This window comes from Streptomyces sp. NPDC059994, from assembly GCF_042737755.1.
Classification (GTDB): domain Bacteria; phylum Actinomycetota; class Actinomycetes; order Streptomycetales; family Streptomycetaceae; genus Streptomyces.
Genome location: NZ_JBHWUR010000090.1, coordinates 15,686 through 30,411, shown reverse-complemented (window position 1 = coordinate 30,411; position 14,726 = coordinate 15,686). Strand labels below are relative to the sequence as shown.

General features: G+C 74.0%; 4 protein-coding genes. All 4 read right to left on the bottom strand.

What is annotated here, in order from left to right:
- Window positions 1–93: 93 nt before the first annotated feature.
- Window positions 94–1,314 carry a crotonyl-CoA carboxylase/reductase gene (gene ccrA, locus ACFWA7_RS31040; protein ID WP_385539025.1) on the bottom strand — a complete coding sequence of 407 codons (1,221 nt, stop codon included), beginning with the start codon at window positions 1,312–1,314 and terminating at the stop codon, window positions 94–96.
- Window positions 1,311–1,526, bottom strand: coding sequence for an MbtH family NRPS accessory protein (locus ACFWA7_RS31035; RefSeq protein WP_385539026.1), 216 nt, complete (start codon window positions 1,524–1,526; stop codon window positions 1,311–1,313). Before ACFWA7_RS31035 ends, ccrA begins: the two co-directional genes overlap by 4 nt.
- Before the next feature lie 77 nt (window positions 1,527–1,603).
- The gene (locus ACFWA7_RS31030; protein WP_385539028.1) at window positions 1,604–5,410 is read right to left on the bottom strand and encodes a type I polyketide synthase; all 3,807 of its coding nucleotides are present in this window, start codon (window positions 5,408–5,410) and stop codon (window positions 1,604–1,606) included.
- Window positions 5,403–14,177, bottom strand: coding sequence for an amino acid adenylation domain-containing protein (locus tag ACFWA7_RS31025; protein WP_385826435.1), 8,775 nt, complete (start codon window positions 14,175–14,177; stop codon window positions 5,403–5,405). Before ACFWA7_RS31025 ends, ACFWA7_RS31030 begins: the two co-directional genes overlap by 8 nt.
- Window positions 14,178–14,726 lie beyond the last annotated feature (549 nt).

Below are 14,726 nucleotides of genomic sequence, written 5' to 3'. Positions count from 1 at the left end.
CTGGTCCGTAGGTGTGCGCCCGGGCGGGGCGGCTTAGTATACGTGGCCTTATCACCCGTGGGTGTGAACGGGTGAAGCGGCCCAACGTCCCTGCTACGCCTTCGCGTTGACCAGAACCGCCATGTTCCCCGCCGGGTGCTGGTTGTCGTGGATCAGCTGGTGGGCCTTGCCGATCTCCTCGAAGCCGAGGGTGAGCGACAGACACGGGTCGATCAGGCCCTGGTCGATGAGCGTGGTCACCTCGCGGGCCTCGCGCGCGTTGGAGACGTGGGAGCCCTGCAGCCGCTTCTGTCGCATCCACAGGAAGCGCAGGTCCACATCGCCGTTGTAGCCGGTGGTACCGCCGCAGATGACGACCATGCCCGCGTTGTCGCACAGGTACATGGAGGTCGGGATGGTGTCGGCGCCGGAGTGCTCCAGGACGATCCTGGGGGCCCGGCGCTCACCGAGGACCTCCCAGAAGCGGCGGCCGAAGGCGCGGGCGCCCTTGAGCCACCCGGCCATCGCCTCGTCGTCGGAGGTGTCCGGCAGCCGGCCCCAGTGGTCGAAGTCGCGGCGGTTGATGTAGCCCTTGGCGCCCAGCCTCACGCAGTACTCGCCGCGTTCGTCGCTGGAGACCACCGCGATGGGGATGCCGCCGCGCTGCCGTACCAACTGGATCGCCATACAGCCCAGGCCGCCCGCCCCGCCCCAGATCAGCACCGCGTCGCCGGGGCGCACGGTGTGCGGCTCCCAGCCGAAGAGCTGCCGGTAGGCGGTGGCGGCGGTCGCCATGTAGCAGGCGGCCTCCGCCCAGGAGAGCCGCTTCGGCTTGGGGTGGCACTGGTACTCGTCGACGACGGCGAACTGGGCGAACGACCCGTAGTTCTCCTCGTACCCCCATACGCTCTGCGAGGACGAGGTGCACGGGTCGGCGCCGAGCCGGATGTCCTCGGCGCTCTCGTCCCACACACTGGCGAGCAGCACGATCTCGTCACCGGGCTTGAGCCGCACACCCTCGCCGACCGCCCACACGACGCCGGACGCGTCGGAGCCGCCGATGTGGAAGTCCTCGACGGCGCCGAGCTTCTGCCGGGCGGCTATGACGTCGACGGGGTCGCCGAGCGAGGCCCAGACGTTGTTGTAGTTGACGCCCGCCGCCATCACCTTGATGAGGACCTGGCCGGGCCCGACCGGGGGCACGTCGACGACCTCGGTACGGAAGGCGCCGATGGGCGGCCCGTAGCGCTCGGGCCGGATGAGCGAGGCGTACATGCGCTTGGGCGCCTCGCCCAGCGGAGGCGCGTCACCGAGTTCGTACAGGTCCTGTGTCATGGGGTGGCTCCTGAGGGGGTCGCGGGGGACGGGTGGTGGTCGGCCCGCGCCAGGCGGGCGAGGCAGACAGGGTGGGCGGCGGCGGGTCCGGTGACGTCCCATCCGGCCGGTACGGCGGCGAACGCGGGCCACAGGGAGTGCTCTCCCGCCGCGTTGACGAGCACCAGGTGCGACGGCTCGTCCTCGCCGCGGGGCTCGAACGGACTTGGCACGGTTGATCCCTTCGTTGCTGCGCGGCCGGAGCCGCGGCGCGCCGCACGGTCGGGTGTGCGGCGCGGCGTTCGGGTGGTCATCCGGCGGCGGGCCGCAGGGCGGCGGCAAGCACCGCGCCGATGCGGGCCAGCGGCTCCGGCTCGGTCATCTCGTAGTGGCCGCAGGGCACGGCGTGGTCGGTGAGGACGCCCCCGGTGTACGGGCGCCAGCTGTCGGCCTTTCCGCCCGTCAGCGACAGGTCGGCCGGGTCGGCGGGGGTGCCGGCGTCCTCGGTGGCGCTGAAGAAGAGCACGTCGCCACGGAACACCTCGGGGGCGAACTCGCGGGCGATGGCGAGGTTGTTGCGCATCACCCGGGCGATCGCGAGCGCTTCCTCGCGGGTCACCGGCGAGGGCCCCCGCTCCGCGCCGTCCTCGCCGATCAGCCGGATCACCTCGTCGACGTCGGCCGCCCCGCCGTCGGGCATCTCCAGGCCCGCGACGCGTACGAGCAGGGACGCCACCTGGCGCTCGGTCGCGGCCGGGTCGGCGGCCTCGTCCTGGGTCAGCGGGGCGTCCAGCATCGCCAGCAACTCGACCTCCTCGCCCTGCCGTTGCAGCGCGGTGGCCATCGCATGGGCGACGAACCCGCCGTAGGACCAGCCCATCAGCCGGTACGGGCCCTCCGGCTGCACCTCGCGCAGATGGGCGAGGTAGGAGTCGACCATGTCCTTGGCGTCGGCGGCCGGTTCCCGGGTGCCGTCGAGGCCGTGGGCCTGGAGGCCGTAGACCGGCTGGCGGGCCCCGAGGTGGGGGAGCAGTCCGGTGTAGCGCCAGGCGATGCCCGCGCCGGGGTGCACACAGAACAGCGGGCGCTGGTCGCCGTCGGCGCGCAGCGGCAGCAGCGGGGCGAACGCGTCCCGCCCGGCCGCACCGCCGCGCCCGGCGAGCGCGACGAGCCCCGCGACGGTGGGCGCCGACAGGAACGCGGCGGCCGGGACGTCCAGGACGCCCCCGGTGCGCATCCGGCCCGCGAGGATCACGGCGCGCATCGAGTCGCCGCCCAGGTCGAAGTAGTTGTCGTGGACGCCGATGCCCTCGATGCCCAGGGCCTCCTCCCAGTGCCCGGCCACGGCGTGCTCCTGCGGGGTGCGGGGCGCGGCGTACTCGGTCGTGAGGTAGGGCCGGGGTGCCCGGCCGGAGCCGCTCCCCGGCGCCGCGTCGTCGTCCGTACCGGCGGTCGGCCTGGCGCCGGGCGCCTCGATCCAGTGGCGGCGCCGCTCGAAGGCGTACCCCGGCAGCGGCACCCGGCGCGGCTCGCGGGCCTCGTCCGGGCCGGTGATGTCGGCGGGCACGCCCGCGCTCCACAGCCGGCCGAGCGCCTCCGCGAAGACCTGCCCGTCGGGGCTGGCGGCCTTGGCGTGGCGCATGGTGGGGACCGTGGCCACCGGTGCGTCCCCCAGCCGCGCCCCGGCCAGCTTGGCGAGGCTGTCGCCGGGGCCGATCTCGACGAACAGCGGGTTGCCGTGCTGCCAGAGCGAGGCGATGCCGTCCGCGAACCGGACGGTGCGGCGGGTGTGGTCGAGCCAGTGCTCGACGCTCGTCGCCTGCTCGTCGGTGACCCAGGTGCCGGTGACATTGGTGATGTACGGGATGGCCGGCGCCCGCAGGGTCATCGTCCGCAGGACGTCCGCGAAGGCGGGCAGGATCGGGTCCAGGACGTGGGAGTGCGCGGCCGCCGGCAACCGCAGCCGGCGGAAGGCGACCTCGTCCGCGAGCAGCCGCGCCTCCAGGGCCGCCACCGCGTCCTGGCGCCCCGCGACCGTACAGGCGGCCGGGCCGTTGACGGCCGCCAGCGACAAGTCGTCGGTGAGGTAGCCGCGCAGGGCCTCCTCACCGAGGGCCACGCCCACGGTCGCGCCCCCGGCCGAGGCGATCAGCCGGATCCGCTCCGCGACCAGCGGCAGCATCTCCTCCGGCGACATCACCCCGGCCAGCGTGGCCGCGGTGTACTCGCCCAGCGAGTGCCCGATGAACGCGGCGGGCCGTACGCCGTGCTCCATCAGCGCGGTGGCCAGGGCGTATTCGGTGACCACCAGGGCCAGGAAGGCGTCGACGCCGCCGGGTTCGGTGTGCTCGTACAGCGCGGTGCGCAGATCACGGCCGGTCACGGGCCGCAGGATCGCGGCGCAGCGGTCGACGGCGTCCCGGTAGACCGGCAGGTCGCGGTAGAGCCCGGCGCCCATGCCGATGTACTGGGTGCCACCGCCGGGCAGCAGGAACGCCACCGGCGGGGCGTCCTCGCCGCGCACCTCGGCGGGCGCCTGGAGCGGGTGCAGCAGGATGCGCGCGGCCTGCTCGGCGCTCTGCGCCGCCACCGCCGCCCGGTGGGGCATGGCGGGGCGGTCGGTACGCAGGGTGTGGGCGACGTCGGCCAGGTCGAGCCCGGGGTGTGCGGTGAGGTGGCGCCCGAGGTTCTCGGCCTGTCCGCGCAGGGCGCCGGGGGTGCGGGCGGAGAGCGGCAGCACGTGCCACCGCGGGTTCTCCTCCCGGCGGGGAGCCGGTGCGGCCGGTGCGGGCGGAGCCTCCTCCACGATCACATGGGCGTTGGTGCCGCCGACCCCGAACGCGCTGACGGCGGCCCGGCGCGGTCCGGAGCCGGCGTCCCACTCCTCCAGGGCGGTCGGCACCCGGAACGGGCTCGCCGCGAAGTCGATCAGCGGGTTGGGCCGGTCGAAGTGAAGGGTCGGCGGTATCTGCCGGTGCTCCAGAGCCAGCACGATCTTGATGAAGCCGGCGATCCCGGCGGCGGCGCCCAGGTGGCCGATGTTGCTCTTGACCGACCCCAGGGCACAGAACTGCTCGCGGCCACTGCTCTCGCGGAACGCCCGGGTCAGGGCGGCCACTTCGATGGGGTCACCGATGCGGGTGGCCGTGCCGTGGGCCTCCACATAGCCGATGGAGTCCGCGTCGACGCCCGCGGCCACCTGGGCGGCGAGGATCGCCTCCGTCTGGCCCTCGGTGCTGGGGGCGGTGAAACCGACCTTGCGGCGGCCGTCGTTGTTGATGGCCGAGCCCCGGATCACCGCACGGATGCGGTCGCCGTCGGCGAGGGCGTCCTCCAGGCGCTTGAGGACCACCATGCCGACGCCGTCGCCCGAGGAGGTACCCGCCGCGTCGGCGGCGAACGCCCGGCAGCGGCCGTCCGGCGAGAACGGCCCGTCGGGCACGTGCCGGTAGCCCAGCAGCGCCGACGGGTTGAGGGAGGCGGCCCCGGCGAGCGCGACGTCGCACCGGTAGTCGATCAGGTCCTGGCAGGCGGTGTGGATCCCGACGAGCGCGGTGGAACACGCCGTCTGGAGCGAGAGGCTGGGCCCGGTCAGGCCCAGTTCGTAGGAGATCCGGGTGGCCAGGGTGCCAAGAGAGTTGCTGGTGGCCGCGTGGACCAGGGCGACCGAGGCGCTCTGTCCGGCGAAGCGGGGATGGACATGCCCCGGGTAGTAGCGGCTGTCGCCCGCTCCCGCGTAGACACCGACCTGGAGGTCGCCGTGCCCGTCCGCGTATCCCGCCTCCTCCAGGGCGTGGTAGGCGCACTCCAGGAGCAGGCGCTGCTGCGGGTCGATGACCTCGGCCTCGGCCGGGCTGTAGCCGAAGAAGGCGGAGTCGAACCGGTCGATGCCCTCGACCACCGAGGCCATCCGCACCAGGTCCGGGTCGGCCAGGCCCGCGGGGTCGCCGCCCGCCGCCAGGAACTCCTCGTCGGTGATGGGCCGGATCGACTCCCGGCCCGCGGCCAGGTTCTCCCAGAACTCCTCGACCGTGTCGGCGCCGGGTAAGCGCGCCGCCATGCCGACGACCGCGATCGCCGTCTCGGGCCCGTACTCCGGCCGGTCTGTCTCATCCATCGTTACGGGGTCCTTCGTGCTCGGTGTGCGGGGTGTTCGGGGCGGGGCGGCGGGCCGCCCGCGCGGCGCGCTGGCGCTCGGCCCGCTGCCGTACGCGGTCGAGTCCGGCGGACGGGGCGCTGTCCGGCGCCGTGGCGGGCACGGCGCCGACGGGAGCGCCGTCGGCGGGAGCGCCGCCGGCGCCGATGTCGGTGAGGTGGCGCGCCAGCGCCCGGACGCTGGGGTGGCTGAACAGGTCCACCACGCTCAGCTCGCAGCCGAGTTCCTCGTTGACCGCGCCCTGGGCGCGGACCAGGAGCAGCGAGTGGCCGCCGAGGTCGAAGAAGTTGTCCTCGACGCCGACCCGGTCGCGCTCCAGGACGCGGCACCAGATGGCGCTGAGGATCTTCTCCAGGCGGCGCAGCCCCTCGGCGGAGTCGTCGGAGGCTCCTCCGGCCGCCTCGGCCGTCGACGAACCGGCCGCGCGCAGCACCCAGTTGCCGGTGGCCCCTGCCGCGTCGGCGGACTTCCCGGCCGCCGTGTACAGGGCGCCGAGGTCGGCGTCGTCCTCCAGGACCACCCGGCCCGCCAGGCGGTGCACCGGGCGCAGCGGTGCCCGGACGTGGCCGCGCACCCACGGCATGGCCCGGTCCGTACCGATCAGCAGGTGCGGCTCTTCCAGGGTGCGGGCCAGGTCGAAGGAGCGCAGTGCGGCGGAGGCGTCCAGGACGCGGTAACCGCGCGCCTCCGTCAGCGACTTGAGCCCGTACCCCTCGCTCATGCCGAGCTCGTCCCACATGCTCCAGGCCAGGCTCTGCGCGTCCAGGCCGGCGCCGCGCTGATGGGCGGCGAGGGCGTCGAGGAAGGCGTTGGCGGCGGCGTAGGGACTGCTCATGGAGCCGCCGAAGTAGCCGTTGACCGAGGAGAAGGAGACGAACGACCGGGCCGCGTGCTCCTGGGCGAGCCGGTGCAGCGCCCAGCCGCCGGTGACCTTCGCGGCCAGCGCCGTACGCCACTCCTCCAGGCCCAGATCGGCCACCGCCCGCTGCTCGAAGCGGCCCGCGAGGTGCGCCACCCCGGCCAGCGGGGCGGACCAGGCGGCGGACGCCTCGTCGACGACGGCGCGCAGCGCGTCCAGGTCGGTGATGTCGGCGCTCGCGTAGCGCACGTCGCCCAGCTCGCGCAGGTTCCGGTACGTCTCGATCCGGCGGGCGAGCGGCCCGCCCTCGGCGAGGTGCTTGTCCCAGCTGTCCTCGTCGGGCAGCTGGGTGCGTCCGACCAGGAGGAGCCGGGTGCCCGGCGTCCTGAGCAGGTGCTCCGCGAACCGCCCGGCCACTCCGCCCAGACCGCCGCTGACGAGGCGGAACCCCTCGGCGACGGGCACCGCGGTGCGCGGCAGGGGATCGGACAGCGGGGCGAGACGGCGGATCCAGCGCTGCCCGTCGCGGAAGGCCACCTCGGCGTCGGCCACCGGCGCGGCGGCCTCGGCGAGCAGCAGCTCGGCGGTCTTGTGCGGGCTGCCCCCGGCCGCCAGGTCCACCTGGACGGTGCTCAGCCAGGGCAGCTCCTCGCGCAGGCTCTTGAGGAGGCCGCCGACGGCGCCGTGCGCGTAGGAGGGGCGCTCGCCCGTGAGTACTGCCTGGCCCGCCACGCCGACGAAGTGGAGGGCGACCCGGCGGCCCGAGGTGTGACGGGCCGTCAGGGCCTGGGCGAGGCAGAACAGGGAGTCGGCGCCGTCGCGCTGGGCGTCGAGCAGCTCGCCCACGCTCTCCGGTTCGCCGCTTCCCGCGCCGAGCGTCCCCAGGTGCAGGATGGTGTCCACGGGCCGGTCGTCCGCCCCGAGCCCGTCGAGCAGGTGCCCGTAGTCCTCGGCCGCGTCGACGCGCACCCGGTAGGCGGCGGCGTCGAGCCGGGCGAACTCCGGCCCGGCGGTGACCACCGTGCACCGGGCGCCCCGTCCGCGCAGCCGCTCCGCGACCGCGTCGGCCACCTCGGCGGCCGGTGCGTGGCGCCCGGCAAGCACCAGGGTGTGCCCGCCGGGCGCGGCCGGGGCGTGGACGCGCTCGGCGCGCTGCCACACCGGGCGCAGGAACCAGTCAGGCACGGTCGCGGTGCTGCCGAGCAGGATCTCCGAACCCTGGGCCGCCGAGTCGAACTCGCCCGCCTCGAACCGCTTGCGCAGCTGGGTGCGCTGGATCTTCCCGATCTCCGTCTTGGGGATCACGGCCGCCTCGACCGGCATCAGGTGCGCCGGGCTGATGCCGATCTCCCGGGTGACCTTGCCGCGGACGGCGCGCAGCGCCTGGGCGACGTCCGTGCCCTCCTCCAGGTGGAAGAAGAGCGCGAGCTCGTCGGTGCCTGCCGCAGGGTCGGTGCGCACCGCGCAGGCCGCGGTGAAACTCCGTACCACGAAAGGGAGTTCCTCGACGCAGGACTCGATCTCATGGCTGTAGTGGTTGACGCCGTTGACGATGATGACGTCCTTGGCGCGGCCGGTGATGTAGAGCTCGCCGGAGCGCAGGAAGGCCAGGTCGCCGGTCTCGAACCAGCCCTCGGGGGTGAACGACTCGGCGTTCGCCTTCGGGTTGTCGTGGTAGGCGGAGGTCACGGTGGTGCCGCGCACCTGGAGCCGGCCCGCGGTGCCCTCCGCGACGATACGGTCCTGGTCGTCCACGATCCGCATGGCGAAGCCCGGGTAGGGCAGCCCGCAGCTGACGAACGTCTCCTCGCCGGGCTGCGGCTCGGCCGCGAGCACCGTGTCGGTGACCACCGAGGACGTCTCGGACATGCCCCAGCACGGATGCATCACGTCCTGCGGCAGCCCGAAGGGTTTGAGCACCTCCAGGAAGCGCCGCGCGGTCGCGGCGACGACCACCTCGCCCGCGTTCATCACCAGACGTACGGGAGACAGGTCCCAGGGCCGCCCGGCCATCCGGTGCGCCTGCTCGCTGACCAGGCCGAACGCGAAGTTGGGTGCCCAGGTGACACTGGCCCGGTGCCGGTTCGCCAGGTCCATCCAGCGCAGCGGGTCCTCCAGGATCCAGGAGGTCGGCGCATGGACCTGGCGGCAGCCCAGATAGACGTCGCGCAGATGGAACATGACCACACCGGTGACATGGTCGAGCGGGATCCAGTTGACCGAGACGTCGTGCTCGGTCAGCGAGTTGAGGGAGGCGGTGGCCGCCGCCCGGGTCAGGACGTTGCGGTGGCTGAGCCGGACCGCCTTGGGCAGCCCGGTGCTCCCCGAGGTCAGCAGCATCAGCACCACGTCGTCGGGGCGCGCCGGGTGCCAGTCCTCGTCCAGCGGTCCCGCGCGCAGCGCGTCGGTCGTGGTCAGCCGCAGCCCGGGCCACTCCCGCCGCCGCGCGAGATCGCGCAGGCCCGCCTCACCGGACGCGGAGGTGATGATCCAGGGGCGGTGCAGCATCTCCCACACGCCCTCCAGCTTGGTCAGGGGCGCCGACGTCGTCGCGTACGAGACGGGTACGGTCAGCGGCACGGTGACGAAGCCGCCCAGCACACAGCCCCACAGGGTGGCGAGGAAGTCCTCGGTGTCCTCGCACTGGAGGATCACCTGGTCACCGGGGCGCAGCCCGAGCTCGCGCAGACCGCCCAGGACGCGGGAGGCCTCCTCGATCAGCGAGGCGTAGCTGCGCCGCGTCTCGGTGCCGTCGTTGCGGACGTGGACGACCTCGGCGTGCGGGCCGCCCTCGGCCGCCCGCCGCAGCGCCTCGGCCCAACTGCCCACCGTCGGCTCGGGCAGCTCGGGCCCTTCGCTCAGTGCGGGCACGGCCGTGCCGGCGTCGGCGCCGGAGGTGTGCGCGGGGGCGTCCGTACGCGAGGAGGACGAGCCGATGTACAACCGGCCGATCTGCTCGGGGACTTCCTCCAGGGCCACGGTCGCCGAGCGGACGCCCGGCAGCTGGGCCAGGCCGCGCTCCCACTGCTCGGCGGCCTCGGTGTCGATGACGGGCAGTCGGCCGAGCGCCGCGGTGTCCAGGGTGCCGTCGGGGTTCCTCGGCAGGTCGCTGACGGCGGCGATCCGGGGAGCGGGCTCGGAGTCGGTGCGCCGCAGGGCGCGGGCCGCCTGCTCGGCCGCGGCGGCCCGGGTGGGCACGGCGAACACGGTCGGCCGTCCGTCCGGGCCTGCCACGGCCACGGCGTCGCGCAGATCGCCCCGGGCGAGGAGTTCGCGCTCCAGGTCCGCGCCGTCGAACAGCGCACCCGAAGCCGCCTCGGCCCGGACAGCGGGCTCGGGGGCGGGCAGGGCGCCGAGGCGCAGGCCGGGGTCGTCGGCCACGGCGGCCAGCAGGGAGTGCAGGGCTCGCGCCGCGCGCTCCACGGTCGCGTGGTCGAACAGGTCGGCGGCGTACTCGATGTGGCAGGCGAGGCCGTCTCCGGCGCCGTCCTGCCCACGGTGCTCCACCACGTCCACGAAGAGGTCGAACTTGGCGGTGCCGGTGGCGCTGGGCCGCAGCGGAGCCTCGTTGCCGCCGAGCCGCAGCACGGCCTCGGTGTTGTTCTGCAGGGCGAGCATGACCTGGAAGAGCGGGTGGCGGGCCGGGGTGCGGGCCGGGTTGAGCTCCTCCACGAGCCGGTCGAAGGGCAGGTCCTGGTGGTCGTAGGCGGCCAGGTCGAAGTCCCTTACGCGGGCGAGCAGTTCGCGGAAGGCGGGGTCGCCCGAGGTGTCGGTGCGCAGGACCAGCGAGTTGGCCATCAGGCCGATGAGGTCGTCGAGCGCCTCGTCGGCGCGCCCGGCCACGGGGGTGCCGACGGGGATGTCCGTGCCCGCGCCCCAGCGGGTGAGCAGGGCGGCCAGGGCGCTCTGCAGCACCATGAACAGGCTCGCGCCGCTCTCGTCCGCAAGGCGCAGCAGGGCGCGGTGGAGCTCGGCGGAGACGTCGAGGCTCAGATGGCCGCCGCGGCGGCCCGGGGTCTGGGGGCGGGGCCGGTCGGCGGGCAGCGGGATCTCCACCGGCAGGCCGCCGAGCGCGTCCTTCCAGAAGGCCAGCTGACGGTCCGCCAAGCCGGTGGCGCCTGTCAGCAGCTCGCGCTGCCACAGGGTGTAGTCGGCGTACTGGACCGGCAGTTCGTCCCAGCTCGGGTCTCGGCCCTCGGCGCGGGCGGCGTACGCGGCGGACAGGTCCTCGGCCAGCGGGCGCAGCGACCAGCCGTCGGCCGCGCTGTGGTGCAGGACGATCACCAGCGTCCGCGCCGCCCCCGTCCCGTACAGACCGGCCCACAGCGGCTGGTCCCGGGTGAGGTCGAACCGGTGCCCGCGCGCCAGGGCGACATGCGCCTCGACCTCCTGCGCGGGGCAGTCGACGACGTGCAGCACGGGCCGCAGGGTGCCCGGCGGGGATATCTCCTGGCGGGGTGTGCCGCCGGTCTCCGGGAGCAGGGTGCGCAGGCTCTCGTGCCGGTCGGCGACATCGGCCAGGGCCGCCCGCAGGGCGTCCACGTCGGCCTCCCGCGCCAGCGGGACCACCAGCGGAATGTTGTACGTGGCGGCGGCCCCGTCCAGCTGGTTGAGGAACCACATGCTCTGCTGGGTGGCGGAGAGAGGCACCGGGTCCGGCCGCTCGGCGCGGACCAGCGGCGGCCGGGCCGGGCGCACACCGTCGGACGTCACGTGGGTGGCGAGCGCCGCCGGGGTGGGCAGGGCGAAGAAGGCGGCCATGGACACCTCGGCGCCGGTGGCCGAGCGCAGCCGGGTCATCAGCCGGGTGGCGAGCAGCGAGTGCCCGCCGAGGTCGAAGAAGTTGTCGTCGGCGCCGACCGTCCCCTCCGGAAGCCGCAGCAGCTCCTCGTAGAGGCGGCACACCAGCGCCTGGGACCCGGTGGCCGGGGCGCGGCCGGTGGCCGCTGCGGCGAAGTCGGGGGCGGGCAGGGCCTTGGCGTCCAGCTTGCCGTTGGCCGTCAGCGGCAGCGCGTCCAGGACGACACACGCGCTGGGCACCATGTGCTCGGGCAGCGACTCGGCCAGATGGCGCCGCAGTTCGGCCGGTTCCGGACGCGATCCGGCGGCGGGGACCGCGTACGCCACGAGGATCCGGTCGGCCGCTCCCTCCGTCTCCCGGGTCACCACGGCGGCCCGGGCCACGCCCGGGTGGCCGACGAGCGCGGCCTCGATCTCGCCGGGCTCGATCCGGAAGCCGCGGATCTTCACCTGGTGGTCGGAGCGGCCCGCGTACTCCAGGGTGCCGTCGGCCGCGCGCCGGGCCAGGTCGCCGGTGCGGTACATCCGCTTGCCGGGTGCGCCGAAGGGGTCGGCGACGAACCGCTCGGCGGTCAGCTCCGGGCGGTCGAGGTAGCCGAGGGCGAGACCGGGGCCCGCCACGTACATCTCGCCCACCCAACCGGGCGGAACCGGCTGGAGGCAGTGGTCGAGGACGTACACCCGCAGGTCCGGGAGCGCGGTGCCGATGACGCTTCGGGCGCGCGGGTCCTCGATCAGCTGGCGGGTGACGCGCTGGTGGGTGACGTGCACGGTGGTCTCGGTGATGCCGTACATGTTGACGAGGGCGGGCGACTCGTCGCCGTGCCGCTCCAGCCAGGGGCGCAGATGCGCGGGCTCCAGGGCCTCGCCGCCGAACACCACGTACCTCAGGGCGAGCGGACCGTCCTCGTCACCGGCCTCCTGGTCGGCCTGGACGAGCTGCTGGAAGGCCGAGGGCGTCTGGTTGAGGACCGTGACGCCCTCGCGCCGCAGCAGCCGCAGGAAGTCGCGCGGGGAGCGGCTGGTGTCGTACGGGACGACGACGAGCCGGCCGCCGTGCAGCAGCGGCCCCCAGAACTCCCAGACGGAGAAGTCGAAGGCGTACGAGTGGAAGAGCGTCCACACGTCGTCCGCGCCGAAGGCGAAGTGGGCGGCGGACGTCTCGAAGAGCCGCACGACGTTGGAGTGCGGGATCACCACGCCCTTGGGGCGCCCGGTGGAGCCAGAGGTGTGGATGATGTACGCGGGGTCGCCCGGGGTGAGCGGCGCCGGGCGGTCGGCGTCGGTGAGGTCGGTGTCCGGGCGCGCGGCCAGGTCGCGCTCGACGGCCGGGTCCCCGACGGCCACGGTGGCGGCGCCGGTCTCCGGCAGCGTCGGCGCGGTGTGCGCGTCGGTCACGAGCAGCGCGGGAGCGGCGTCCTCGGCCACCGCGCGGATGCGCTCGGCCGGGTAGCCGGGGTCCAGCGGAAGATACGCCGCGCCGGACTTGACCACGGCGAGCAGACCGACGACGAGCTCCAGTGAGCGGGGCAGCGCCAGGGCCACCACCTCGCCCGGTCCCGCGCCGCGCTCGACCAGCAGACGGGCGATCCGGTTGGCGCGGGCGTTGAGCTCCGCGTAGGTCAGCGAGGCGCCCTCGCAGGTGACGGCGATGGCGTGCGGGGTGCGGGCGGCCTGGGCCTCGAAGCGGGCGGGCAGGACGGAGTCGGGCGCGGTGCGCGCGGCCTCGGCGGCGTACGACGGTGTCTCACCGGGGTGCAGCAGGCTCGTGCGGGCGAGCGGCAGGGTGGCGTCGGCCTCGGTGAGCTGGTCGAGCAGGAGCAGCAACCGCCGCTGGTGGTCCTCCAGTTCGGCCTCGGTGTACAGGGCCGGGTTGGCGTCGAAGGCGATCCACAGCCCTTCACCGCCCGCGCCGGGCCGCACGCTGATCTGGAGGTCTTCGACGGCGCCGCCGGACAGATGGTGCGAGGTGGTGCGGTGACCGCCGAAGGGCGGCTCCTCGTCGAACGGGACGAGGTTGACGACCGGCCCGTACAACCGCCGTGCCCCGCCGATGAGTTTGAGGTCGCGGCGCAGGTCCTCGGCCCGGTACTGCTGGTGCCTGCGGACGTCGCGTAACTCCGCGGCGACGGCCCCGACCAGCTCACCGGCCGTGGTGGCGGGGGTGACGGCGAGGCGCAGCGGCAGGATGTTGGACGCCGTGCCGGGCGTGCGCAGGGCGGTGGAGCCGAGCCGGCTCATGGTGGGCAGTCCGAGCACGATGTCGTGCTGTGCGGTGACCCGGTGCAGATAGGCGGCGACGGCCGCGACGACGAGGTCGTTGCGCGCCCCGCCCAGGCGCGCGGCCGCAGTGGACAGCCGCTCGGTGCCGGCCGCGGAGAGCAGGGACGTACGGCGCAGGAAGGAGGCGGCGGGCGGTGCGACGGCCTCGGTGAGCCCGGTGGCACCGGGGGAGTCGGCGAACCGGCCGGTCCAGTAGGCGCGGTCGCGTACGAAACGCTCCGAGGCCCGGTAGGCCGTCTCCTCGTCGAGCAGCCGGCCCACCGGGGCGAACGGGCTCTCGGGCACCTCGCGGCCGTCCGCGAGCGCCGCGTAGACCTCGGACAGGCGCCGGGCGACCAGCTTGTAGCTGTAGCCGTCGAGGAGGATGTGGTGGGCCCGCAGGAACCAGAAGAAGCGGTCGGGGGCCACGGTGAAGAGGGCGTGGGTGAACAGCGGCCCCTCGCAGAGGTCGGCCGCCGTCGCCATGTCGGCGCGTATCCATGCCTCGGCCGCCGCGCGCGGGTCCGCCTCACCGCTGACGTCCACCAGCCGCAGCGGCCAGTCGTCACCCGCGGCCGGCGCGGAGCGGGGGCCGTCGGCGGTGTCGGTGAACCGCAGCGCGAAGGTCTGCGCCTCGCCGACGGTGCGGCGCAGCGCGGTCTCGAACAGCGCGGTGTCCACGGGCCCGTGGATCTCCACGTACTCGGCGGTGTTGTAGGCGGCGTTCGCGGGGTCGAGCCGCTGGGCGAACCAGAGTCCCTGCTGGGCTCCGGTCAGCGGGCTACTGGAGTCCTCCTGGACAGACATGGCACCAACCCTCATTAGGCGTCTTTGAAATTCTCGGCACGCAGAAAGAACCCGCGGGCCCTCGCTGGGAAGTTGTGGGGCAGGCGTGTGCGGTCCGCCCACCGAGTGGGCGGAATTTGCGCGGGAACGGAAGCAAGGAATGCATCGCCGAAATGCCGCTGCGGGGGCGGAACTTCAGTGAGAGCAGGCAATGCCGTGACGGGGCGCACCCTTCCTCGGAACAGCAACCCTGCATGAGGGGAAGTCGGCTGGTCAAGAGGATCATCCTCCCGGGCGTGTCCCCGGCAGAGCGTCAAAACCCCTTGGATTACGGGGTTCACCCTGCCAGGTGCCATGTGCACGACCGTACAAATTTGGCCAGCTTTCGAAGTTCAGTTCGCGTCAACGAACCAGCCATGAGCCGTTAAAAAATCGTGCTGCTGGCAAGTGCCCCCTTGGGGAGAAGCGCTGTATGCGAGCGATCCACGGGGCCGGCCGAGCGCCGATGTTGAGCCAAATCCGGTTGCGCGTCGAGGGAGAGGGCTGCGCTCCGGTCAGCGTTCGGGGCAC

What these genes read in the sequence shown, in the direction of transcription:
- ccrA (WP_385539025.1), bottom strand. Translation starts at nt 1,314, where the DNA reads ATGACACAGGACCTGTACGAACTCGGTGACGCGCCTCCGCTGGGCGAG.
- ACFWA7_RS31030 (WP_385539028.1), bottom strand. Translation starts at nt 5,410, where the DNA reads ATGGATGAGACAGACCGGCCGGAGTACGGGCCCGAGACGGCGATCGCG.
- ACFWA7_RS31025 (WP_385826435.1), bottom strand. Translation starts at nt 14,177, where the DNA reads ATGTCTGTCCAGGAGGACTCCAGTAGCCCGCTGACCGGAGCCCAGCAG.